Source organism: Microcoleus sp. w2-18bC1 (assembly GCF_036700365.1).
GTDB lineage: Bacteria > Cyanobacteriota > Cyanobacteriia > Cyanobacteriales > Microcoleaceae > Microcoleus.
On record NZ_JAUBOS010000082.1, the window covers coordinates 1 to 24,373 of the forward strand.

The following is a 24,373-nucleotide window of genomic DNA, read 5'->3' on the forward strand; positions in this document are numbered from 1 at the left end:
GAGCCGGATGAGGCGAAAGTCTCATGTCCGGTTCTGAAAGAGAGGTAGGGGTAGAAATGCCCCTATCGACTCTAACATTACCCATTACAATTCCTTCTTCTTTCGCCAATTCTGCTATTAAAAACAGCATCATTTCAAACTTTTCAGGACGAGACAATTGCCGAAGTTGGGCTAATAATTCAAGATTTGACATAAAACGCCATAGAATTAGTTTTTACATTTTACCATGACATTGAGATTTCAACCACTCCAAAACAGCACAGCCAATGAGTAAGTTTTGAACGGGTTCCAGAACCCGCCCGATCGCCCTTATTGAAAAAGCTGTCACATCTCAGGCCAGATTAACCCTCGTTTTAAACAGGCCTGGGAACTTCGTAAGTCAAAAAGTCATAGGCCATTTTCGTATTCGGAAAAATAGCCTGCGCTTCCTTGAGCAAATCATCCAGGACGATCGCATTCCCCGGAGCGTAACGCGGGCTAAAATGCGTCATAATTAGCTGTTTAGCCCCAGCAATCAAAGCCACTTGAGCAGCCATTGTCGAAGTTGAATGGAGGCGATCGAAGGCCATTTGAGCATCTTGATGAGCAAAAGTAGCTTCATGCACCAACAAATCAGCATCCTTCGCCAATTCCACCGCCCCGTCACAAAAAACCGTGTCTGTACAATAAACAAACTTGCGCCCGATTTGATCCGGGCCACAAAAATCAGTACCTTTAAACTGTCGCCCATCCTCTAACTTTACCGTCTTTCCTTGTTTTAACTCGCCGTAAATTGGCCCGGAAGGAATGCCCGCGGCCTTCGCTTTTTCTACATCAAAATGTCCCGCACGATCTTTCTCAGTTACTCGATAACCAAAAGCAGTAACTCGGTGCTTCAAAGGGCCACAACTAACAATATATTCGTCATCTTCATAGATAACTCCCTCGTGAATTTTGTGTACCTTCACCGGGTAAGAAAAATGAGTTTGAGAATAACGAACGCCAGCTTGCAAATATTCTTCAAGTCCCGGAGGCCCGTAAAGATCGATGCGCTTGACATTCCCCGCCAAACCGCAGCTAGCCAGCAAACCCATTAAGCCGAAAATGTGGTCGCCGTGCAGGTGAGTGATGAAAATGCGGCTCAGTTGGCTGACTTTGAGATCGCTGCGGAGAAACTGGTGCTGAGTTCCTTCGCCGCAGTCAAACAGCCAGAGTTCCGCTCGCTGGGGCAAGCGGAGGGCGATGCTGGAAACGTTGCGCGATCGCGTGGGGACGCCGGAGCTAGTTCCGAGAAATGTAATCTGCAAGAGTCAAATCACCTCAATTAAGTCTTAAAAAATATGTTACATATATCCAGAGTGCGACAAATCCGACATATAGGAAATAGTCGCAGGCAGGAACCGGGATAAATCGCTGTTCCTGCGAACATCTCTTCGCTAAAATCATTTTTGACAAGCGTACAGAGCGATCCACCCAATTCTAACGTTTTGTTTCTTCCGTTCCCCTTCCTTTTTCCCTTGCCTTCCCTTAAAAATTCTTAAACTCATACAGCACAGGAGGAAAATTTTCAAATGCAGTCAGGAGTATTTTTTGGTTCCGTTTTTTCAACATTAAAAAAACGCTACTTTTGGATTTCACTGTTGTTTTGGCTGGCAATGGTAGCCCCAGCACAGGCCGCGCTGATCTTGCGAGTGGCGGTACAAGACGGGGCAAGTCAGGTAAAAGTCGGCAGTTCTACTAAGGCTGCAATCCGCGATGGTAGCGGGCGCAATTTGGGCGAACTGTCGGCAAACAGTTCTCAGTCAGCTCAATTTCGATCGGGAACAGTGGCAATTGGTCGCTGGGCTGCCAACCAAGTTTGGATCGAACCCACGGGGAACGGTTATGTTTGGATTGGCGATCGTTGGTATCGGGGACGCACGCTTCTAGTTCCCCAAAAAGGAGGCTTGACTGCCATCAACTACGTCGATATCGAACAATATCTCTACAGCGTTCTCGGCGCCGAGATGAGTGGCAATTGGCCTCAAGAGGCTTTGAAAGCCCAAGCAGTCGCCGCCCGTTCCTACGCTATCCACCAGCGAATCAAAAGCGAAACCGACCTTTACGACGTGGACAGCACTCAGTATTCCCAGGTTTACAAAGGATTGCAAACAGAATCTTCTGGCACTTATTCCGCAGTCGATGCAACCGCTGGTCAAGTTCTGGCCTACAACGGTCAGATAATTTTAGCCGCCTTCCACTCTGCGTCTGGGGGACATACTGAAAACGTCGAGGATGTTTGGACAGAACCTCTGCCTTACCTGCGTGCTGTTCCTGACTTTGACCAAGGGGCGCCGGTTTACCAATGGAAAGAAAATTTTTCTCGCGCTCAAATCAGCAGTAAGATTTCTGGCGTGGGCAATGTGATCTCGATGAAGCCAGAACGCACTACCGCTCACGGCAGCGTTTTGAGGATGAAAGTAGTTGGAGATGGCGGTTCTAGAGTCATGACTGGCGCAGATTTACGCCGGGTTTTAAATTTGAGGAGTACGCGGTTTACCGTGATTCCTCAGTATGCCGGCGGTGGGAACCCAAGGAACAGCGGCCAAGCTCCTACCGGTTTTCAAGTTGCTGGTAAAGGTTTCGGCCATGCTGTAGGAATGAGCCAGTGGGGTGCCTATAATTTGGCCAGACAGGGATACGGCTACCAGCAGATTTTGTTGCACTATTACCGAGGTGCTACTTTGGCTAGAATTGCAGTCCAGTAACTGCTGGGAATGGGCAAGGAAGAAGTTCGGCAACGGATTCGCTCCACGGATGTAACGGATATAACGGATGTCAGGGGGAAGGAAGAAGGAAGAAGGAAGAAGGAAGAATGGAAAAACAGCTATTTCTGTATCCGTGGCTTCCGTGTCCTGAATACAGGGAATTGCGAATTGGAAAGTGGGAACTTGTACCGCCCTTTGACTACGCTCAGGAACCGCGTAGTGGCAGGCCAGGAACCCCGTAGCTTAAGTATTGGGAATTGGGAATGACTAATGACTAATGACTAATGACTAATGACTAACTACATTAAGGATTGCTATGCAAAAGTGGGAGTATTTATTTGTGGATGCGAATATGTATCCTTTTGGAAACAAGCTGATTAGTTTATATGTAAACGGTGAAGAACAGCGAGATTGGAAACAAGGCTCGCTGCATCTATTTGTTAATCATTTGGGCGAGGAGGGATGGGAACTTGTGGCTCTGGATCACGACTCGAAGTATGACCAAAATTGTTTGATTTTTAAACGACCTAAGCTTATTTAATAAAACTCGAATTAGAAAAGCTTCTGACATCCATAAAGATTGATATTTTTCATAATTCTTAGCAACGAACTCAAAGCCTGTTCCCCAACAAAAATATTTTATTGTAGAACAGGCATACTGCCTATTATTGAAAAGGGTGCAAGATTTTAGTGCAACCTAACTTAACAACAAAGAACTGCTTTTTAAATTATTATTACAAGTTGTCCGAGCGACCAATCCGGCGCTGCCATTCCGCATCTATTTTGGCTGACTGTTCTAGTTCTTGTTGGGTTAATTCAGTTTCTGTTGTATAAGCTAAGTCTTCTCCAGTCAGAACGTTTTCTGCTGCAAATTCCTGGGCGTAGGTCAGTTTTTTGAGTAAGTTGGCATCGGGTTCGTTTAATAACATTGCTCGCTGCTGACGCTCTTGATTGCGGGATTCTATCCGGCTATTTTTCCACTGAATCCAGAAGTAGCGAATTAAAGGAATGGCGAGAAATCCGACGCCATAAATCAGGATTATGGGATAAACAGCGCTGACGAAACCGATAAATCCACCGGCAATTAAATTATTAGTTAATAGATTACCCAAAACTAATGCACCCACAAGATTAACAGCTCCTAACCCTGCTGCAAGCATAATTTGACCGGAACTGGCGTTGCTGAAACGCCACAGCATTTCTCGCAAATAAGCTGCTACTGGTTCAGAATTTCTATCGGTGGCTGTGGTTTGCAATTGCGGAAAATGGTAGACTATTTGCCCTTCGGGACTGACTTCCGGGCGGCCGTCAAAACGGGCGAGAGCCGGTAACATATATTCTTCGTAGTCTCGGGTGTATCCTTGTCCGAGATTGTCTAGATATGGAGCAATTTGTTCGGCGGCGACGGCGCCTCGGTTGTTGCGAATTGCGGCGGCAATATCGCTCCACTTGCGCTCTTCTAGATTGTGATTGGGATTGCCGTCTCCAAAGAGAAAGGAGAAAACTGCTTCCAGAAAACTCATCTCGGGTTTTTGGCCAGTTAAGCGCGATCGCTGCTGGTAGTATGGTTGGTCATGGTTCCAGTAAAATATCCAGATTAGGTCATTCCAGAAGTAGGGAAAAAAGGAAAAGCCACCGCCTCTGCCGCCCCCTCCACCACCGTCTCCTCCTCCGCCGCCGCTGTTATTGCTATCGCCGCTGGAGAGTAAAATCGTGATAGCAACAAAAATTAAGAGGATGGAAGCTACCAGCACTATGCCGAAAGATATCCGAATCAGATAAAATAAAATGCGCCAGATTTTTTGCCACCATTCCTGCAACTGCAAGCGCCAGAATTTGTTTCGCAAAATATCTCGAAAGTTCTTGGGAAATAGGTAGGCGATGTCGCCGGATTCTGCTACTTGCAGGTTGCCGCCTGCTTCGGAGGCGAGGGTTAATAGTTCTCGCTGGGCAAAATTGACATCTAATCCAGCTTTTGCCGCCACGTCTCCAACCGTAACGCGGTAGCCAAGTTGTTCGACGGCTTGCATAATGGTGGGATTCGGAGCCATAGGTTTCTCTCTGTGAAAATTACCCGGTTATTTTTATTATATATTGCGGGAATTCGAGCTGGTTTTGGCGATCGGGTTTCTGATTTTTTTTGAGGCTGCCCTTGACAATCAAGCATCCAGGATACAAGCCCCCGGATTCATTCGTCCAGAAATAAAAAACCTGTATCCGAGAAACTTGCCCCCCGAATTTATCCGTGGGGTCAATGCTAAAATCTAAAATCTAAAATCTAAAATCGATTGACTTTGGGGCAAAATATTGCTAGTGTTTTGCCGAATAGCTTTTAAGTATGGGCTAAACTCGGATAGCTTCATAAAACTTTGTGATGGAATTTCTCCTAGGCAGGGTATTTGGTTGTTTGCTCTGAGGGCCAAGGAGCGGGATTATGGGTACAGTTAGTAAGGTACAATGTGCGATCGCCCGTTGGCGTTACCAAAGCAATCCGAAGGTAAGCCATCGAAGAGGAGAGGATTGCCCCTCCACCCTCCAGCAGAACTTTTCCCTTCGGCGCGGGTTTTTGTAAGTTTTGTGTAGAGTGCCAGAGATATGTTAAAGAAATCTAGTTTTTTTGCCAGTCTTGCAAGACTTATATAAAATAGATAGAGCTTGCGCGGGTGTTAAACCCAAGGGCGTGTTTTAAGGTTCGCACTTGCGATCGACTAAACCTTTTAGCGCTCTCAACACAACGGCCCACTACAACAGTGGCGCAATTATTAATAGGAAAACTTTACAGGCTAATTTTTCGGATTAGCCACTAACCAAAGAATCGCATATGCCAAGAACTCAACGCAACGATAACTTTATTGACAAAAGTTTCACGGTAATGGCTGATATCATCCTCAAGATTATGCCAGCCAAAAAGCAGGCGAAGGAAGCTTTTGCTTATTACCGGGATGGTATGTCAGCTCAAGCAGATGGCGAATATGCTGAAGCGCTGGATAATTATCATGAAGCGCTGAAGCTGGAGGAAGATCCTTACGATCGCAGTTATGTCTTGTACAATATGGGACTGATCCATACTAGCAACGGCGAACATGATAAAGCTTTGGAATATTACAGCGAGGCTTTGGATCTAAATCCGAGAATGCCACAAGCACTAAATAATATTGCTGTAATTTACCACTATCAAGGGGAAAAGGAAAAGGAAGCTGGCAATATTGAAGGGGCGGAAGGGCTGTTTGATAAAGCTGCAGATTATTGGAAGGAGGCTATTCGCTTGGCCCCGAACAATTACATTGAGGTACAAAATTGGCTGAAGACGACAGGTCGATCGCAAATTGATGTGTATTTTTAACTAGGATGGGCATGGGGCATAGTTAGTGGTTAATAGTTGGTAGTTAGTCGTTTCTCTAATAACAAATAACCAATTCCCTATGCCCAATTCCCCATTCCCAATTTCCCATTCCCAATTCCCCATTCCCAATTTTTATGATAGACAGAGAAGAAGTTCGGAAAGTCGCGAATTTAGCGAGATTGGAATTAACGCCGGAAGAAGAAGAGCAGTTTACTGGTCAACTTAACGGTATTTTGGATTATTTCGAGCAATTGAGTGAACTAGATACAAGTAAGGTGCAGCCGACAACGCGGGCGATCGATGTTAGTAATGTAATGCGATCAGACGATTTGCAACCTTTTGCTAAGGGAGAAAGTATTTTGGAGGGAGCTCCCGATCGCGATGGGGAGTTTTTTAAAGTGCCTAAGATTATGTAGCGTTCCCGCTACGCACTTAACTGAGGAACATCCCTTGAGGGGCAGGCTAGCAATGCCTACCCCAAAAACAGATTAAATTAACTGTGGAACAGGTAATAAGTAAGCCCGGTATAAGCCACCCCACAAGCCGATTAAACTGATAGAAACCCAACACAAGATCGCTAATAGCGATCGCTCTGTAAAGTTAATTTTTGGGGTGACAAATAGTCATGTACGTATTAATTGGTGGAGCAGGAATGATGGGGCTAGGTTTAGCCCAGCAGTTATTAAAAGTCGGTCATACGGTTGCAATCATCGATGCCGACCCGCTGGCCTGTCGCTTTGCTCGAGAAAAAATCGGAGTGATGGCATTTGAAGGCAGTGCCGTGAGCACAACGGTGCTTCTGGAAGCCGGAATTAAACAAGCAAACGCCGTCGTTGCTGCACTCAGGGACGATGCACTGAATTTAGCGCTGATCACCCTATCCAGAAGCTATGGCATTTCCCATATTGTGGTGCGAATGCGCGATCGCGAATTCATGGAAGCCTATCGACTTGCCGGAGCCAGTCACATCATCAGCACTATTGATTTGGCAGTTGCATCAATGGCGAATGCGATTGAATACCCCCAAATCGAGTCTATGATGCACTTTGAACACGGGCAAGTCGAGGTACTAAAGCTGCCAGTTCCAGGCGATTGCAAGGTGGCAGGTCGCACTGTTGCTCAAATTGCTCAAGACCCTCGTTTTCCAACAGGTTCGCTGATTATTGGTTATCAATGCCATGCCTGCGCCAATCTGGAGATTCCGAACGGCAATACAGTTCTTGAAGCAGGCTCTACTATCTTGGTCGTCACCCGTCCAGAGCTAGTTCACCAGATGATTGATTACCTCGGCATTCGGGCTAGTCATCTGCCAACGTTAGAAGTTTCTCATCCAAATCTTTGATGTAAGGATGAACCAGATCCTCTGGGACAATTCGCTTGCGGAGGGCATCGCTAACGGCTCCTTTTTCTGCTAAAAGCAATCGCCGTCGAATCGTATCTAGCCCGCTGCGATCGCCCTCTAGTTGCCCTGCTCGATGTTGATTGTAGAGATCGCGCAGCACTCGCTCAGACTGTGCTATTCGTGCTTGATACGATGCCCATAACTCCTCGTAAACTGCCTTGGGCAACACGCCAGATTTCAGCAAACTATCTAGCTCATCTTGAGCCGCTTTGGAAGCGATCAACTGAATCTGTAACTGCCCAGTTTCCTGCATTACATCAGAAACACGGCTAATTTTTAGTCGTTTTACCATCCACGGTAAACTTAATCCCTGTCCGACCAAGGAGAATAAAACTGCACCGAACACCAGGGCAATGATGTTATCCCGTCCTGGTAGGGTCAAGGGAATGGCAACAGCTAAGGCCATTGATAGAGACCCTTTAATATTCCCTAAAACCAAAATGTGCTGCCAGCGTAGCGGAATGGGGCGATCGAACCAGCGCAGCCCCGCTAAGAACAAATAGACCGAGAGAATTCGTCCCAGTTGATAGGCCAGAATGACGAATAAAATGGATGGCAAAATTCTCCACAGCGTTAGCGGGTTAATTTCAATCCCAATCAGCAGGAAAATAAACGTATTGACGCCAAAACCAGCGTATTCCCAGAAACTCAGCAAGGTAATCCGATCCGAGGCAGACGAACTGCGAGGCAGCCCAATGTTGCCAAAAACAAGTCCGGTGATGACCACCGCCACTGCGCCCGATACGCCTAAAAATTGTCCGATTTGGAAGGTTCCCAATGCTAGAGCGACGGTTAGCAAAAGGCTACTCAACGGATCGTTTAAGCGAACAAATATCGGCACGCTCAAATAACCTAAAACACCCCCGACCACTGCCCCACCTAAAGCAACCACGAGCAGCTCCTTCAAGCCTTGTATAGGGGTGAGAGAGCCTGTCGCATAAATTACCAAAAGCAAATTAAATGAAATTAGAGCAGCCGCATCATTGAACAGAGTTTCTCCCTCAACAATGGTGGACAATCGAGAAGGCACACGGATCTCCTTAAAAACCGCGATCATCGAGACGGTATCAGTGTTTGCTAGAATGACTCCGATCAGCAACGCCGGAATCCAGTCTAGTCCTAGCCCAAATTTAACCAGAATAGCGATAATTGCTGAGGAAAAGATCGAGCCTGGACCCGCCAGCAGCGCGATCGGCTTAAAGGTACTGCGGAGACGGCTGATATCCGTATTGATAGATGCTTCAAAAATAAGAATGGGTAGAAAAAGATTTAATACTAAAGATGGGTCTAAACCAATTCGACGCGACAAAACCTCCGTAATCGGCAAGCCTGCTAACACTAAGCCCGTTACATAGGGAATTCGCAACCGTTGAGTTACGAGTGCCACAACAGTGGCAATCAGCAGGAGAATGATCAAGATGATGACCAATTCAGGAATGACTCCTGCCGTTTGGCTATTTGTAGCAGGCTCGCTGCCCAAGGGAGTTTGTTGCGCTACAATCGACTCTATCACCGATACTCCTCCCATAAACTCGTTTTCCTCAAAGAAATTAACAGATTAACTACCGTTTTAGTCTACAGGAGACGGTTCACTCTGTTGTAGGCGTAACTGCAATTTATGTGGTGTATTTGGATGAATGCTGAAGAAGCTGAAACGAGATTTATGGGTGGCCTCGGCGATCTGATCGTTTTTAAAGTGCAATTTTTTTGGTAGATATGGATGATTTCCCAACCCTTACAGGATGCTAATTGCTCTTAATTGTGCTGGTTTTTAATTTTTTTTAACAGTCTCTTCTGAAGTGTTGCCGACCCGATCGCGGTTGCCGAATCGGCGGGTACTGGAAGTTGTCGATCCGTATGTCAGGAGTAAGAGAGCGATCGCCCAAAATCATCGACCGTCAAATTTTTAAGTGGTTTTAGACGTTCTATTTCGCGGGACTAAATTCCTCGAAGGTAATCCTCCTTTCTGACCTTGAATTTAGGTAGCATCACAGACACGCCACGTCAGAATCTCCCAACGTTTAAGGACAGGTTCAGCAATCACGATCTCATTTTCTCTTGCCTCCATGACGATCAAATAATCTCCCTGGTTAAATCTGCCGTTGTAAATTCTTGCTTGTTCTTCTGGCACCAACCATCCTTGAAGTGCGCCATATAGACCGCCAGCAGTTGCAGCAATCCCACTTCCAACGAAAGTTGCTAAAAGGCTTTCCAGCGCTAATGCCTGACCAATACCGGGAATTAGCAGGCTGCTGAGTCCAACAATTAACGCTAATGAACCTAGTCCTATGCTGCCTAAGATCGCGCCTACTTGTGCACCTGTTGCTCTTGTGATTAAAATTTGCTGCACTCCCAAAGAGTCCAAATCATCATGGTCAGAAGGTTTAGCAATCACTGAAATCTTGTGCATGGGGAAGCCCCGGCTTTTTAGCTCAACTAGCGCCTGCTCTGCGTTTCGATGATTAGTAAATAGACCGCTAGCACGTTTGAGGTTTTGGTAATTCATGAGAAATATTTAATATTCAACGCTACAAATTTGGTAAATAGTGTGTAAAGTTGCTGGCAATAGCCGCATCAGAAAAACCACTTAGTTCAGAGGTGCAAAACGCTTTAGCAAAGCTGACAAAGGAATCATGGGCAGTCCGAATCCGATACAAATTAAGCCTTGGATTGCGGTCAAAGCTTGAGTGTCGAATAACTGATTCATAATGCCCCATTGGCTAAACAGGAATTGGAGAATGAAAATAGCCGCAATGCCGATCGCTACCGCATAGCCAACTGATTCATCTTTACCGCGTAGTTTGGCGACGATCGCCGGAACGAAGCGACTGATGCTTAATAGGTAAAAAGCTTCGGCCGCCACCAATGCTTGAATTGCCATCGTCCGGGCTAGAGCTTCATTACCTGTGGTTTGGACGATCCATTCAAACATCCCAAAGATCACAATCCAGTTAAATACCGAAACTGTCAGAATCCGAGCGGTCAGCCTACGAGACAGAAGCGGTTCATTGGCAGGTCGAGGTGGCTGTTGCATGACATTGGGAGAGGGCGGCTCAAATGCCAACGGTAAGCTCAATGCAACTGAACTGACCATATTCAGCCAGAGAATTTGTACTGGTAAAATGGGTAGTGGGGTTGCCAGAAGTACGGCAATCAAGATGGTCATGGACTCTCCACCATTCACGGGCAGGATGAAGGCGATCGCCCGCAGCAGATTCTTATAAACCGTGCGTCCTTCCTCAACTGCTTTCTCGATCGAAGCAAAGTTGTCGTTTGTCAACAGCATATCCGCTGCTTCTTTTGTAACTTCGGTGCCTGTAATACCCATCGCTATCCCAATGTCAGCTTGCTTCAGGGCGGGAGCATCGTTAACTCCATCTCCAGTCATCGCCACAATCTCGCCCTTAGACTGAAGTGCTTCGACAATGCGGAGCTTTTGCTCTGGTGCGACACGAGCAAACACGCAGCTTTGTTCAACAGCATTGGCGAATTGCTGCTGGTTCATTTGAGCGAGTTCTTGACCGGTAAAAACGGGAGCCTCTTGGGTTTGATTTAGTCCCATTTGGTGCGCGATCGCTGCTGCTGTTTTGGCATGATCGCCCGTAATCATCTTGACCTGAATTCCTGCAGATCGACAGGCTTGAATCGCTTGAATGGCTTCGGGGCGAGGCGGGTCGATCATGCCTTGCAACCCCAGAAAAGTTAACCCTTGCTCAATATCAGAATGGTCAATTGAAGATTGAGAAGCGGGTACAACTTTCTTAGCAAGTGCCAGAACTCGTAACCCTTTTTTTGCCATTCTGTCCACGGTTTGCTCGATCGGCGCGGGGTTGAGGGATCTCGCCTCTCCCTGTTCATCGAGCATCTGGCGACACCGTTTGAGAATTGCCTCAATCGAACCCTTGACATAAATCAACCGTTCTGGGCGATCGTCATGTAAGGTTGCCATGTATTGAAACTGAGATTCAAACGGCAGTGTATCGAGCCGGGAAAACGCTTCCTCCAGTTTCTCAGTAATTAACCCCGCTTTTTGGGCTACCGCAACCAGCGCCCCTTCGGTTGGACTACCGACTACAGTCCAGTTTCCATCCTGCACTTCTAGATGCGAATCGTTGCACAACAGTCCTGCTTGCAGGCATTCATATAAGGCAGGTGCGATCGCCAGGTCAACGGAATGTCCATTTACAGAAATTTCCCCGTCTGGTGCATATCCTCCACCGCTAACCCGATATCGCTTTCCACCGGCATCAATCTCTTGAACTGTCATTTGATTCTCAGTCAAGGTTCCGGTTTTGTCAGAACAAATCACGGTGGTACTCCCCAGCGTCTCAATTGCCGGAAGTTTGCGAATAATGGCGTGCTGCTTTGCCATCCGGGAAACCCCGATCGCCAGTGTCACCGTTAAAATCGCGGGTAAGCCTTCAGGAATTGCGCTGACGGCAAGCGCCACAGATGCCTTGAACACCTCAACCCAAGAAAATCTCTGGGCAATGCCTGCTGCAAAGGTGAAGGCAGCCAAAGCTAAAATGACATAGAGCAAGGTTTTGCTAAATTTGTCAATTTTGCGACTCAGTGGGGTTTCCAGTGTGGTACTTTGCTGCATGAGTTGGGAAATGTGTCCCGTCTCGGTCATGTCACCGATGCTGACGACGAGTCCGCGTCCCTGTCCAAACGTTACCAGGCTGCCGGTATAGGCCATGTTCGTGCGATCTGCCAGTGCAGCGTCTGCCTCTAGCGCCTGGGATTGCTTCTGAACCGGGACAGATTCTCCCGTTAACGCTGATTCATCAACCTGTAAGTCACGGACTTCGATCAGTCGCAGATCCGCAGACACTTTATCCCCAGAAGACAGCAAGACGAGATCGCCAGGAACCAGTTCACTGGATGAAACCACTTGCTTTTGACCGTGGCGGAGAATGGTTGCCTCAGTTGCAACAGATTTTGCTAAAGCGGCGATCGCATTCTCTGCCTTTGACTCTTGAACGAAACCAATGGTGGCATTCGTCAGAGCAACCCCAAAAATTACCCCTGAATCAATCCACTCTTTCAGAAATGCTGTTACTATCCCAGCAGCTAACAAAATGTAGATTAGCGGCTGATTCAGTTGCTGAAAAAATCGCAACCAGGCACTTTGCTGCTTCTGAGCCGTTAGTTGATTGGGGCCGAGGATCTCGCGCCGTTCGGCTGACACCTCAGAAGATAGACCTATTTCCAGATCAGTCTCTAAAATCCGAGCCACTTTCTCGACAGAGAGGTGATGCCAAGAGTGTTCTACTAATTTTTCTACATTGGTTGCAGTCATAACGTTTCTGGTCAAGCCAACTGCTTATTTATTATTTCGTCTTATTTCTAGCGTCATTGATGAAAGTGAGGGAAAAGTGAGCGACTAATTTCTGTTACTCACATTTGGATCACATTTGCTCCCTATACTTAGGCAGAGAACCGATTAAGATAACTTATAGATTTGCCAACCTTAGTTCACTGGATTTGATTTATTGTTGCCTTTTATTAATAGGCTTCTCAAAAACATTACTTTTGATAGATGAACTCTTTTACATTCACTGGTTAAGTTGAAATGCTCAAAGACTTCATCCTGAGTTTTATCGGCAAAATTGCGTTTCACAACAAACAAAACAAACAAAGAATATGCAATTATTAAAGCTATTGGTGCAAGGAATCAGCGTCAGCACTGTTGCAATTTTGGGTTTAGGTGCTTGCACCTCCCCTAATACTTCGCAGACAACTGTTCCATCTACTTCTGCTCCCACAACTGCCACTGGAAATACGACTGTTCCAACCACTCCAGCGCCTGCAACCACGACCGCACAGACGCCTCAGAATCAAGACATTGACGATATTGCCGATCGCGTAGAAGAGGCTTTAGACTCCGATAGTACCCTCAAGCAATTCGATTTGGACGCAGACGATCGGGATAATTCGATTGTGTTAACAGGGCGCGTTCAAACGGCAGAACAAAAAGCATTGGCAGAACAAATTGCTCGGCAAACTGCAGCGAATGTTTCCATCAATAACGAAATCGTTACTCAGTAGTTTTTAATCCTCAAGCAGCAAGAGTATTGGACGCTTCTTGCTGCTTGAGGAATTGCTCGATCGCAGCGAGGAAACTTATAAATTTAACAACCTTATTTGGCTGGATGCGATCGCAATATTGAAACAATAAACTTATTCAACGATTTCGTAACGGACTAACTGGCGAACATTTTGACGCGATAACTGTAGTTCTTGCGCGACCGCTGCCTCTATCTGGGTTGCGTCAGTCATTGGCAATTCTAATTCCAATCGCTTCAAAATGGGTTCTGCTGTTTCTACCGCAACCTGGGTGGTTCCTTGTTTTCGGTTAATCACCGCGTTGATCAGCAATATATTGACAGACACCGTTGCTTTAAGCTGGGTATCTGCCTGAAGTTTATTCTTTACTATCTGGGGTTGTTGTAATTCTTGAGCCATTAGGAAACTGGAACCAACCCAAAACGCGATCGCCACAAATGGCAATGGCAACCAAAACTCTGCACCTGATGCTTTTAGCCAACGTCTAATCATCCGCTATTCTTTCCCATCCCTTCGGAGGCTAATACTATCTATTGGCACTTTAATAGAACTTGATCTCTCCTAAAATCTAGCTTAAAGAAGATGCGCGAATCACCTGAAACTCTAATAATTCTGAAAACTGCAAGCTGCGAAGGAGACGAGCCGAGATATGAGAGTTTTGCTGGTGGAAGATGACCCAAAGCAACTGATGCCACTTCAAACAGTGCTGGCTCAAGCAGGACATAGCGTGGATGGGGTAAAAGATGGAGAGACGGCACAGTGGCTGTTATCAGAAAAAGAATATGATTTGTTGATTTTGGACTGGATGTTGCCACATATCAGTGGGGTCAATCTCTGTCGTCAATATCGAGCGGCAGGGAAAACAGCGCCGATTTTGATGATCACGGCAAGAGATACCACGCCTGAAAAAGTGACCGGGTTAGACGCAGGTGCAGATGATTACCTGGTGAAACCGATCGATTTGGTTGAATTCATGGCACGAGTGCGGGCATTAAGACGGCGATCGCCCCTTTGGCAAGGAGATACGCTCAGCCTTGAGGAGCTACACCTCCACCTCGATACTCTGACTGTTGAGCGACAAGGTGCAACCGTTTCCCTCTCCAGTCGAGAGTTTCAGTTGTTGGAGTATTTTATGCGTCATCCTCGACAGGTTTTGACTCGGAATCAGATTCAACAAGCCGTGTGGGAATGGGGGACTGAACCAGAGAGCAATGCGATCGCGGTTCTAATTCGCAAACTCCGCCAACGCTTGCAGGCTGTAGGTGCCACAGACTGGATTGAGAGCATTTACGGTATGGGTTATCGCCTCACTTCCCCTGAAAAGTAACGATCGTAAAGGCAAGCCGTGTTCAATCAAAGTCGTCGTAATCTGGCTCGTTGGTTCACCCTCTCAATGGGAAGCATTCTCGTGCTGTTTGCAGGGGTGATTTACCAGATTGAGGTAAAAGATAAATTGGAGGCACTTGATCGACTGCTCTATGACAAGACTAGAGTCATGGCTGCCAGCGTACATTATGAAGTTCGCAAAAACCAGAGCCAGGTCGATCTGAGTCATGTCTCCTTGTTAGGCAGTGGGTCTCATCCCCTTGCAGAAGATCTGATTTATGTACGCTGGTATAACGCACAAAGGCGGTTAGTTCGTTTTTTTGGGACTCCTTCATTAGAGCAATTAAATACGCCCTTTGGTTATCTCACAGTTCGATCGACCGATCCACTTTTGGGAACAGGAATCTGGCTGCGTCAGGTGACATTACCCGTTGAAGGTAGAACTGGGGTACTCGGTTATCTTCAGGTTGCAACTCCTTTGACAGAAACTCAAAACAGGCTCACTGAGCTTCAGATTGTGCTAACTCTCGCTGTCCCGCTGACACTGGGCTTAATTGCCCTCACAGGTTGGTTTCTCAGCGGGCTGGCGATGCAACCGATTCGGCAAGCCTATCAGCAGCTTCAGCGCTTTACAGCCGATGCCTCTCACGAGTTGCGATCGCCCCTGTCTGCCATTCTCACTAATGCCCAGCTTGGGTTGCTGATCGCGGGTGATGATTCACGTTACCATCCTCCCTTAGAAAACATTGTAGATAGCGCAAAATCAATGGGAGCGCTCGTGAATAATTTACTGCTGTTGGCTCGTCATCAGGGGCAACTTGCGCCGGAATCGCTCAGGTTAATCAATCTCAACGAGTTCCTCAGCAATTTAGCAACCCAGTTTCTCGCACTTGCAGAAGTCCAAAATATCAAACTAACCTGCGAATCACCGGAACAACGGATTGAATTATTGGCTGATCCTGATTTGCTACGGCAAGTAGTCGAAAACTTGCTTTACAATGCCTGTAAATATACTCCCGTTGGCGGAACTATACAGATACGCCTAGTTCTTCATTCCAATTTGGCAGTCATTCAGATAATCGATACGGGAATCGGTATTCCAGAAGCGGACTTACCCTATATTTTCGATCGCTTCTATCGAGTAGACACCGATCGCTCGCAGGAGAGTGGAGGCTTTGGGCTGGGGTTAGCGATCGTCGAACAAATTGTCAAGGCACACAGCGGACAAATACAGGTGACAAGTGCAGTGGGCAAAGGCTCAACTTTCCAGGTTGAACTGCCACTCAAACCTTATCACTAAGCCGCCTCAAACGAGAGAGAAGGTGCACTCTGCTTTCTGCTTTAGACGTAACTGCAATGTATGTGGTGTATTTGGATGAATGCCGATGAAGTTGAAACATGATTTCTGGGTTGGTTGGGCGCTAGGGGCGATCGTCCTGAGTTCTTGTTCAGACCAAACTACCTCACAAAGGCAACAACCTGATACAAAACGTGAAACCTCACTGAGAGCAGTCCCGTTAGATCAAACAAAAGTTGTGATGGGACAAACCGTATATGTCCCTATTTACTCACATATTTATCACTACAATAGCCAGGATCAAGTCATGAATTTGTCAGCGACCCTCAGTATCCGCAATACGGATCTGACGAATTCAATTATTATTACTTCGGTGCGTTACTACGATAGTGAGGGGAAATTGATTAGGCAGGACATTAAGAGTCCAGTAGAACTCAAGCCGCTTGCTTCTACAGACTTTTTCATTGCAGCAGATGATACAAGTGGAGGCTCAGGTGCAAACTTTATTGTGGAGTGGGTTGCAGAAAAAACGGTTTATGAGCCTGTCATTGAAGCTGTCATGATTAGTACCTCTTCTTCTCAGGGCATTTCATTTATCAGTCCCGCTAAAGTTCTCAAGCAACACAAAATGCAGAAGTGATTTTAGAGCATTAAATTATTGCTTTACAAAGTAGTTTTAGACTACCATAAGGGGAGCATCTCATATTTGTAAAAATACTTCTTCTGGCTTCTTCCTTCTTGCTTCTGAATTTTTTCCTACTGGCTCCTGACTCCTAACTCCAATTTCTAGCTTAGGAATGAGAATTAAATAACTTCCACTCTTGAAAGAGTGACGGGCGGGACGCCCATCCCACAATAACAATTAAAATTGTAAGTTATTTAATTCGCGATCCTTAGCTGCAAAAGTGAGATTCTCCCCTTTTTAATTTTTAACTTTATACGTCACTCTTTATTGCAAAATAAAACGATAGCATTACTGTGCATGACTACCCAACTTTTTTCTGTTAAGATTAGACAGCTTGAGGGTGAATACTAAAAATATAAATGAGGACTTAGGGTATGCAAAAGCGACAATTGGGAACATCACAAATTCAGATTACCCCGATAATTATGGGGACTTGGCAAGCTGGGAAGCGGATGTGGGTGGGAATTGAGGATGCTGAAACTGTCAAAGCAATGCGCGCCGCTTTTGAGGCAGGTATTACCACCTTTGATACGGCTGAGGTTTATGGAGAAGGGCATTCGGAACAAATTATCGGTCAAGCGCTTTCAGATGTGCGATCGCAAGTAGTTTATGCTAGCAAAGTTTTCGCCAACCACCTGAAACCCGAGTTGGTAATCGAAGCCTGCGATCGATCGCTAAAAAACCTCAACACCGATTATATCGACCTTTACAAATCCACTTGCCCGCTGGCACTTGGAATTCCGAATTAGTGCCAATTGCAGACACAATGGACGCCCTGAACAAGTTAAAAGAACAGGGAAAAATTCGCGCGATCGGCGTTTCAAACTTTTCCCGCGCCCAAATAGAAGAAGCCGCCCAATACGGACGCATCGACAGCTTGCAACCGCCATATTCTCTGTTTTGGCGCTGGGTAGAAAAAGATGCTATGTCCTATTGTGTGGACAATCATATCTCAATCATTGCCTATTCATCTCTAGCTCAAGGAATATTGACAGGTAAATTCGGGCCAGAACACAAGTTTGAAGAAGGCGACCACCGCGCCAAAAATAAGCTGTTCATCAAAGAAAATTACGACCGAGTGCAAACAGCATTAAGTCAACTCAGGCCAATTGCCGATCGCCACCAGATAAGCTTGGGCAACTTAGCTTTAGCTTGGTTGATTTCCCAGCCACAAACAAATGCAATTGTCGGCGCGCGCGACGGGGAACAAGCAGCCGAAAATGCTAAAGCTGCTGAGGTAAAATTGAGTGAAGAGGAATTAAAAGAGATTGATGCGATCGGGCGAACAGTCACCGATCATTTAGACGATAACCCCGTTATGTGGAACTTCTAAAACAGAACTGACGCAACTGGCATATATAGTAAGGTGCGTCAGAACATACATCCTAGATAATCATCCTAGAAATTCGTCTGACGCACCCTACAAGTCGATAGGAGTGTGACTTGTGCAAGAGGTATAATATTTACTGCGCTGTGGAAATATTCAAAAAGTTAAAATCCAAAATCTAAAATCCAAAATCTAAAATCGAATGAGTTACTGCCTAAATCCCAACTGTTCCAAGCCACAAAACCCTCCTGCCGCTAAAATTTGTCGAAATTGCCGTTCAAAACTGCTGCTGCGCGATCGCTACCGGGCTATAAAGGCGATCGGACAAGGCGGTTTTGGTAGAACATTCCTCGCCGTTGACGAAGATAAACCCTCAAAACCTCGCTGCGTCATCAAACAATTTTTACCCCCAGAAACCCAACTCATCCCCTCCGCAAGCAATCGCAACAGCAAAAAAGCAGCCGAACTTTTTGAACAAGAAGCAATGCGATTAGACGAATTGGGCAAACACCCCCAAATTCCCGAACTATTAGCCTATTCCATCCAAGACAGCAGACAATATGTAGTCCAAGAATTTATCGACGGGCAAAATTTAGCACAAATTTTAGAAACAGAAGGCAGATTTACAGAAAATCAAATTCAAGACTTACTCAATAGCTTATTACCCGTCCTTCACTTCATCCATTCCCACAACGTTATTCACCGAGACATCAAACCCGGAAACATCATCCGCCGCGCCGACAAACAATTAGTTCTAGTAGACTTTGGCGCCGCCAAAATTGCTACAGGTACAGCATTACTCAAAACAGGAACCAGCATCGGCAGCCCCGAATACATTGCCCCCGAACAAGCTAGAGGGAAAGCATTTTTTACCAGCGATTTGTACAGTTTAGGCGTAACTTGTTTGTATTTGCTAACTCAAGTTTCCCCTTTTGACCTGTTCGATCCTGGTGAAGATACCTGGATATGGCGACAGTATTTGGCTAACAACCCGGTAAGTGAACAACTAGGGAAAATTTTAGACAAAATGATTGAAAATGCTACTAACCGCCGCTATCAAACGGCTGTTGAAGTATTAAAAGAAGTTAATCCCCAATTTGCGATCGATCTAGCAATTCCTCAAACAATTACCAAGCCAGTCAAACCCGCCCCAACACCTGCCCAGTCCCAACAGCAAACCTATAACTGGCAATGTATTCACACCCTCACAGGTCATAAAAACTTAATTTACTCTGTGGCTTTTAGCCCCAACGGAGAAGTTGTAGCCAGCGGCAGCGATGACAAAACAATCAAGCTGTGGGGAGTTGAAGACGGGCAAGAAATTGTCACCCTCACAGGACACGCTAACTCAGTTTATACAGTAGCTTTCAGCCCGGACGGACTAATGCTAGCCAGTAGCAGCCAAGACAAAACAGTAAAACTTTGGCGGATGAAAGATGGACAAGGAATCCGCACCCTGATTGGTCACAGTAACTCAGTTTACGGCGCAGCTTTCAGTCCAGATGGAACTCTGATTGCTAGCAGCAGTTGGGACAAAACAATCAAGATTTGGCGCGTCAAAGACGGGCAAGAAGTTCGCACCCTTGTGGGTCACACTAATTTAGTTTATTTTGTTGCTTTTAGCCCTGATGGCGAAACTATTGCTAGTTGCAGTTGGGACAGAACCGTCAAAATTTGGCGAGTTAAAGATGGGAAGCTAATTCGCACACTTACAGGTCATACAGACTCCGTTCGCTGCATAGCTTTCAGTCCAAATGGAGAGTTTTTGGCTAGCGGCAGCCATGACAATACCATTAAAATTTGGTGGGTCAAAGATTGGCAAGAAGTTTTAACGATCACAGGACATTCTTGGTATGTTGATTCTATTGCTTTTAGTCCCGATGGCGAGATTCTGGCTAGCAGCAGCAATCAAACTCTGAAGATTTGGCGAGTGAAAGACGGTCAAGAAATTTGTAATATTGCGGGTCATAATAACTCGGTCTATTCTGTTAATTTTAGCCCGGAAGGAGAGTTTATGGCTAGCGGCAGCAGTGACAAAACTATTAAGATTTGGCAGAATACCATGTTTGTTTAATTACCCGCAATCAAAAGCGTTTTTAGTAAGGATTTTTGTCTTTATTGACTAATAATTTTGTATAAAAAGTTTTATGGCGCGGGATTTTTTCCCTAACTCCAGATGATTTATGAATTTTAAACAGAAGTACGATCGCCCTTCCTCCACCTCTTCAACAACTCCGGCGTCACCAAACCTTGCGGAAAAAATATCGTCCCCAAAACAATTAGCAACCCAAAAATAATTAACCGTCCATCCCGCAGAAATTGTGCCAACCAAAGCGGCAATCCCTGAATAGTCGCCATTCCCCTCAAAACCTCCGGCAAAGCAGTAAACACCATCCCACCCAAAACTGCTCCCAGAAACGTTCGGCTACCACCAATCAACACAGAAGTCAAGTAAATAATACTAGCATCAAAAGTACCTTGACGGGCGTTCCAAGTATTCAGGAAATGAGCGCTAACTGCACCCACAACCCCAGCTAAAACAGCACCTAACGTGAAAGCCAAAACCTTATAAAAAGTTGGGTTAATGCCGATCGCATCAGCCGCCAACTCATCAGCGCGGATCGCGGCAAAAGCCCGCCCCACCCGAATCCGTTCCAGCCGATAGACAATTGCCATACTTACCAACAGTAAAGGTAGTACAATCCACAAATACTCGATCGGCGTCGCAAACGGTTGCGGAATCCCAAAAATGCCCACAGCCCCGCCAGTGATGTCCAGATTCAGCGATAAAACCCGCAAAATTTCCACAAAAGCAATAGTTGCGATCGCCAAATAAATCCCGCTTAACCGCAGCGCCGGAATTCCCACCACAATCCCCAGCAACCCCGAAACAGCCCCTGCAATTATCATCTCCAATAACAACAATGGCAGTGGAAATAAACCCCCTGTCGGCTTAAACACCGTCGTAGACAAAATCGCCGCAATATACCCACCCAACGCATAAAAACCAGGGCTAGCGAGAGACAACTGACCAGTCATTAGAGGCAAATATAGCGACATTCCCAACATTGCACCCAACAACATCGAGACAATCAGAAACCCATAAGTAGTAAAAAATGCAGCCATGATTTTATTTTAAATAAGAAACATACTTAAATACCAACTTCATCTCAAATTCAGTCCCATCATAATCATTCATTTCTCTCTTCTCTTTCTCTGCGTTCTCTGCGTTCTCTGCGTCCTCTGCGGTTAAATCATTCCGATATAATTAGTTTCTGTAGGGGCAGTCCCCCCGTGGTTGCCCCAATTTTAATCACCTAATTATCTATTTTACACTTTTTGAATCAAACGCCGTCCAAACAAACCCTGCGGTCTAACTAATAGCATAATAAACAATATGGCAAAAGCAACAGCATCCTTATAAGCCGAAAAATCTCCCGGCACAAAAGCCTCCACCAAACCAATGATAAACCCACCCAAAACCGCCCCAGGAATACTCCCCAGCCCACCCAGCACAATCACCGCCAAACCCTTCAAACCAAAAGCAATACCAAAATACGGCCCAGCAATACTAACACTAGAACCCACCAAACTCCCCGCCAAACCAGCCAGAAAACTGCTCACAAAAAACGTCAAAACAATGTATCTATCAGTATCAATACCCAACAGACTAGAAGTAGTAGCATCTTCAGCCACAGCCTGCATTGCTTTGCCAAATTTAGTAAAATTTATTAAGTAAGTTAAGACAGCTACAATAGCTACAGATACCGCAAAAATTACTATTTGAACAGTACGAATCGGAATTGGTTTATCCGCAGTCCCAAAGTTAATGGCAGCGGGCAAATAGCCGTAAGTGTTAGCAGGAAAAGTGTAAATTTCCGCCCCGACAAGATATTGGATAATATTGGCGATCGCAACTGCCACACCCAAACTAGAAACCACCGTCAGCAGAGGATCAGAGAGTCGGCGGCGCAAAGGCAAAAAAGCAATTCGTTCAACAATTACTCCTACCAAACCAGCCATGACACTTCCCAAAATTAACGCCACAGCAAAAGGCAACTGCAGGGGAATTCGAGCATTAGCCCACAACCCATTAAAACCGAAAGTACCTCCCATCAGCGCATAGGTGAAATAAGCACCCAAAGTAAATACTGCACCGTGAGCAAAATTAATAATTCCCAAAATAGAAAAGACCAGCGTGTATCCCAGGGCAAAAATAGCATACACGCTGCCGATCGACAAACCATTCAAAAATTGTTGCAAAAACAGAGTTAAGTCCATCACCAGTTAGAGATTCGGCATCAACATTAAATCATTCAAAAACAAATAGCATACAATTTTTGACCTTGCCGAATACAGGTATGAATTCAAGATTTCGTAATTGCTAGAAGCCAAGTAGGGTGAGTTTTGTAACATCAAGCGAAAAGTTGATTCATACCGTGAATCAGCAACGTCCAATTTTTAATCTGACTTCTGACTTCCCCCTTGGGGGGCAGGGGGGGTGACTTCAGACTCACACTCAATAACTCATCTGTGTATCCGTGTCAAAATCCGTGTCGTGCCTTCATTTCAAAAACTCAAACTTACCATTATTGCCATCCGCCTCCATTTTTATCTTTGCCACATAAAACTCTTTCTGATTAATCTCACCTTCAGGCGTAAAAGAAATTTCCCCCAAAGGCGTATCGTACTGGCCACCCAACAACTGCTGATTCAAATTTGTACGCAACTCTGCCAATGGCTTTTCGCTAACCTTAGACTTAGCATTAATTGCCTTTAATGACTCAACAAAAACTTGTACACCAGTAAAAGCTTGAGCGCTAAACTGAGGCGGTTCTTTCTTAAATTGAGCGCGATAAGCATCACGAAAAGCCTTATTAATCTCATTCTGATATTCCGGGCTGTAGGCTTGGGCTATCAAAACCCCATCGCAAAGAGCCTTGCAAACAGGAAATACATTAGAAGTATTCAGACCGTTGCCCCCAATGATAACGCCTTTGTAGCCTAACTCCCGCAACTGCTTAATTAAATTGCCTCCATCGGCGGCCAACCCAGAAATAATGATTAAATCCGGCTTGACATTTATCCCATTAGTGGCTTGAGATTGGAAATCTGTATCAGTAGTCAAGAATTTTTGGACTGTTGCCAATTCCAGCCCCATATCTTTAACCGTTGTCTGAAAAGTTTCAGTCTCAGATTTGCTAAAAGCATCATTCTGAGCAAAAAACACTGCTACTTTCTTAATATTGGGATTTTGCTTCAGTGCAGCTTTAACTGCATTAGGTGCTACCACGGCCACAGGCGCGGAGACTCGGGCCACGTAATCGCCAATCTGGGGAATGCCTTTAGCGGTATTGGAGGGGCCGAGTACGGGAACTTTTGCTCGATCGGCGATCGGATCGGCACTAAAAGCCTGCTGCGAGAGGGTCGGGCCCACAATACCCACCACCTTATCCTGATTGATCAGAGTATTGAAGGCATTGATCGTCCCCTGTTCATCTCCACCGGTATCTTGGAACACCAGTTTAATCGGCGTCCCATCCACACCGCCCTTATCGTTGAAATACTTCTCAGCAATTTTCGCGCCAGCCACCTGTTCCTGACCCAGTAAAGCCACATTGCTAGTTTGCGCCACCCCAACCCCAACGGGAATAGCGGTAGAGTTCCCCGCGGCCGAACCCTGTGGCGAAGTTGCCGGAGATGGCGAAGTACCTGGAGATACTGTAGTCGATGTCTGGGGAGTGTTCGTCTGAGTGCAAGCGATCAGCAGTGAAGCGCAGGTAATGAATAAGGCACTAGGGCGAGCGGCAGGTTTTTTCATAAGCGGGCGATCGAACATCTATATATAGGACATCTACACGTAGAGATATTCTACCCATGCGCGGTAGATCGTCCCTTCAAAAGTCCAATCTTGCCCAAAAAAAAGACCCCATAGTTAAAAGAGGAGTCAGCCAGCGGAGGTCGGAGAGCGACTTGATAGCCGAAACCCTTGGTGTGTATAGGCTTAAAAAAAAGTCAAAAATATTTTCGCAAAACGCTTGACAACTCTGGGGAGAGTTGATACATTAATAAAGCGCCAGAAGGGAAGCGGTTCACTGAACCACGAACTAAAGGTAAAAAACTGAACCTAGAAAAAAGAATAGTTTGAAAGCTTAAAGCACTATTAACCTCGTCAAAAAAATCAAGATAGAGAGTAAA

22 protein-coding genes and 1 pseudogene are annotated in these 24,373 nt (G+C 45.8%); 12 read left to right on the plus strand and 11 right to left on the minus strand.

From position 1 onward, the window contains the following. Together QT979_RS25810 and QT979_RS25815 are read right to left on the minus strand one after the other, a co-directional pair. On the minus strand, window positions 1–193 hold a 193-nt coding region (locus tag QT979_RS25810; protein WP_333312086.1), incomplete at its 3' end, for a hypothetical protein. A gap of 160 nt (window positions 194–353) precedes the next feature. Next, window positions 354–1,286 (minus strand): ribonuclease Z, encoded by a 933-nt coding sequence (locus tag QT979_RS25815; protein ID WP_333288192.1) that lies wholly within the window; start codon window positions 1,284–1,286, stop codon window positions 354–356. 264 nt (window positions 1,287–1,550) lie between these two features. Between QT979_RS25815 and QT979_RS25820 the strand changes: the two genes are divergently transcribed. From QT979_RS25820 to QT979_RS25830, 3 genes are read left to right on the plus strand one after another with little or no spacing between them, the layout of a single operon-like run. Continuing rightward, window positions 1,551–2,726, plus strand: a complete 1,176-nt coding sequence (locus QT979_RS25820) for a SpoIID/LytB domain-containing protein (protein WP_333312087.1) — start codon at window positions 1,551–1,553, stop codon at window positions 2,724–2,726. Window positions 2,727–2,735: 9 nt separating this feature from the next. Continuing rightward, window positions 2,736–2,993, plus strand: a complete 258-nt coding sequence (locus QT979_RS25825; protein WP_333312088.1) for a hypothetical protein — start codon at window positions 2,736–2,738, stop codon at window positions 2,991–2,993. Window positions 2,994–3,042: 49 nt separating this feature from the next. After that, a complete protein-coding gene (locus tag QT979_RS25830) occupies window positions 3,043–3,267 on the plus strand; it encodes a hypothetical protein (protein ID WP_015174403.1) in 225 nt (74 codons plus the stop codon). Between the two features lie 193 nt (window positions 3,268–3,460). Here QT979_RS25830 and QT979_RS25835 read toward each other — a convergent pair whose 3' ends face one another. Then, entirely contained in the window at window positions 3,461–4,777 is a 1,317-nt protein-coding gene (locus QT979_RS25835) for a hypothetical protein (RefSeq protein ID WP_333312089.1), read from the minus strand. Window positions 4,778–5,547: 770 nt separating this feature from the next. Here QT979_RS25835 and QT979_RS25840 point away from each other — a divergent pair. The 3 genes from QT979_RS25840 to QT979_RS25850 all read left to right on the plus strand — a co-directional run bounded on the left by QT979_RS25840 (window position 5,548) and on the right by QT979_RS25850 (window position 7,411). Beyond that, window positions 5,548–6,069, plus strand: coding sequence for a photosystem I assembly protein Ycf3 (locus QT979_RS25840; protein ID WP_333039118.1), 522 nt, complete (start codon window positions 5,548–5,550; stop codon window positions 6,067–6,069). Between the two features lie 134 nt (window positions 6,070–6,203). Beyond that, the gene (gene gatC, locus QT979_RS25845) at window positions 6,204–6,485 is read left to right on the plus strand and encodes an Asp-tRNA(Asn)/Glu-tRNA(Gln) amidotransferase subunit GatC (RefSeq protein WP_006635952.1); all 282 of its coding nucleotides are present in this window, start codon (window positions 6,204–6,206) and stop codon (window positions 6,483–6,485) included. Between the two features lie 209 nt (window positions 6,486–6,694). Next, window positions 6,695–7,411 carry a TrkA family potassium uptake protein gene (locus QT979_RS25850; RefSeq protein ID WP_333215071.1) on the plus strand — a complete coding sequence of 239 codons (717 nt, stop codon included), beginning with the start codon at window positions 6,695–6,697 and terminating at the stop codon, window positions 7,409–7,411. Here QT979_RS25850 and QT979_RS25855 read toward each other — a convergent pair. From QT979_RS25855 to QT979_RS25865, 3 genes are all read right to left on the minus strand, one after another. Beyond that, entirely contained in the window at window positions 7,368–8,999 is a 1,632-nt protein-coding gene (locus QT979_RS25855) for a sodium:proton antiporter (RefSeq protein WP_333312090.1), read from the minus strand. The two genes, QT979_RS25850 and QT979_RS25855, sit on opposite strands and share 44 nt — an antisense overlap. 450 nt (window positions 9,000–9,449) lie before the next feature. Further along, entirely contained in the window at window positions 9,450–9,977 is a 528-nt protein-coding gene (locus tag QT979_RS25860) for a hypothetical protein (RefSeq protein WP_333215067.1), read from the minus strand. Window positions 9,978–10,058: 81 nt separating this feature from the next. Then, a complete protein-coding gene (locus QT979_RS25865) occupies window positions 10,059–12,773 on the minus strand; it encodes an HAD-IC family P-type ATPase (protein WP_333312091.1) in 2,715 nt (904 codons plus the stop codon). Between the two features lie 344 nt (window positions 12,774–13,117). Between QT979_RS25865 and QT979_RS25870 the strand changes: the two genes are divergently transcribed. Continuing rightward, a complete protein-coding gene (locus QT979_RS25870) occupies window positions 13,118–13,522 on the plus strand; it encodes a BON domain-containing protein (RefSeq protein WP_333232955.1) in 405 nt (134 codons plus the stop codon). Window positions 13,523–13,654: 132 nt separating this feature from the next. On the opposite strand, the gene QT979_RS25875 is transcribed toward QT979_RS25870, so the two are convergent. Then, window positions 13,655–14,032, minus strand: a complete 378-nt coding sequence (locus QT979_RS25875; protein ID WP_333312092.1) for a hypothetical protein — start codon at window positions 14,030–14,032, stop codon at window positions 13,655–13,657. 157 nt (window positions 14,033–14,189) lie between these two features. On the opposite strand from QT979_RS25875, the gene rppA reads away from it, so the two are divergent. The 5 genes and pseudogenes from rppA to QT979_RS25900 all read left to right on the plus strand — a co-directional run bounded on the left by rppA (window position 14,190) and on the right by QT979_RS25900 (window position 20,249). Further along, window positions 14,190–14,867, plus strand: a complete 678-nt coding sequence (gene rppA / locus QT979_RS25880) for a two-component system response regulator RppA (RefSeq protein WP_333312093.1) — start codon at window positions 14,190–14,192, stop codon at window positions 14,865–14,867. 66 nt (window positions 14,868–14,933) lie between these two features. Further along, window positions 14,934–16,166: a HAMP domain-containing sensor histidine kinase gene (locus QT979_RS25885; RefSeq protein ID WP_333312094.1), complete on the plus strand. Its 1,233-nt coding sequence runs from the start codon at window positions 14,934–14,936 to the stop codon at window positions 16,164–16,166. Between the two features lie 85 nt (window positions 16,167–16,251). Beyond that, window positions 16,252–16,803, plus strand: a complete 552-nt coding sequence (locus tag QT979_RS25890) for a DUF3124 domain-containing protein (protein WP_333312095.1) — start codon at window positions 16,252–16,254, stop codon at window positions 16,801–16,803. A 497-nt stretch (window positions 16,804–17,300) separates the two neighbouring features. Further along, window positions 17,301–18,181 (plus strand): annotated as a pseudogene (locus tag QT979_RS25895) (aldo/keto reductase). A gap of 196 nt (window positions 18,182–18,377) precedes the next feature. Further along, window positions 18,378–20,249, plus strand: a complete 1,872-nt coding sequence (locus QT979_RS25900; RefSeq protein WP_333215054.1) for a serine/threonine-protein kinase — start codon at window positions 18,378–18,380, stop codon at window positions 20,247–20,249. Between the two features lie 116 nt (window positions 20,250–20,365). On the opposite strand, the gene QT979_RS25905 is transcribed toward QT979_RS25900, so the two are convergent. From QT979_RS25905 to QT979_RS25920, 4 genes are all read right to left on the minus strand, one after another. Next, window positions 20,366–21,301 (minus strand): branched-chain amino acid ABC transporter permease, encoded by a 936-nt coding sequence (locus QT979_RS25905; RefSeq protein ID WP_333215052.1) that lies wholly within the window; start codon window positions 21,299–21,301, stop codon window positions 20,366–20,368. Window positions 21,302–21,505: 204 nt separating this feature from the next. After that, window positions 21,506–22,456 (minus strand): branched-chain amino acid ABC transporter permease, encoded by a 951-nt coding sequence (locus QT979_RS25910; protein ID WP_333215050.1) that lies wholly within the window; start codon window positions 22,454–22,456, stop codon window positions 21,506–21,508. A 283-nt stretch (window positions 22,457–22,739) separates the two neighbouring features. Further along, on the minus strand, window positions 22,740–23,996 hold the full coding sequence (locus QT979_RS25915; RefSeq protein WP_333312096.1) for an ABC transporter substrate-binding protein: 1,257 nt from the start codon (window positions 23,994–23,996) through the stop codon (window positions 22,740–22,742). Window positions 23,997–24,190: 194 nt separating this feature from the next. Continuing rightward, a partial coding sequence (locus QT979_RS25920; RefSeq protein WP_333210582.1) for a hypothetical protein occupies window positions 24,191–24,373 on the minus strand: 183 nt, incomplete at its 5' end.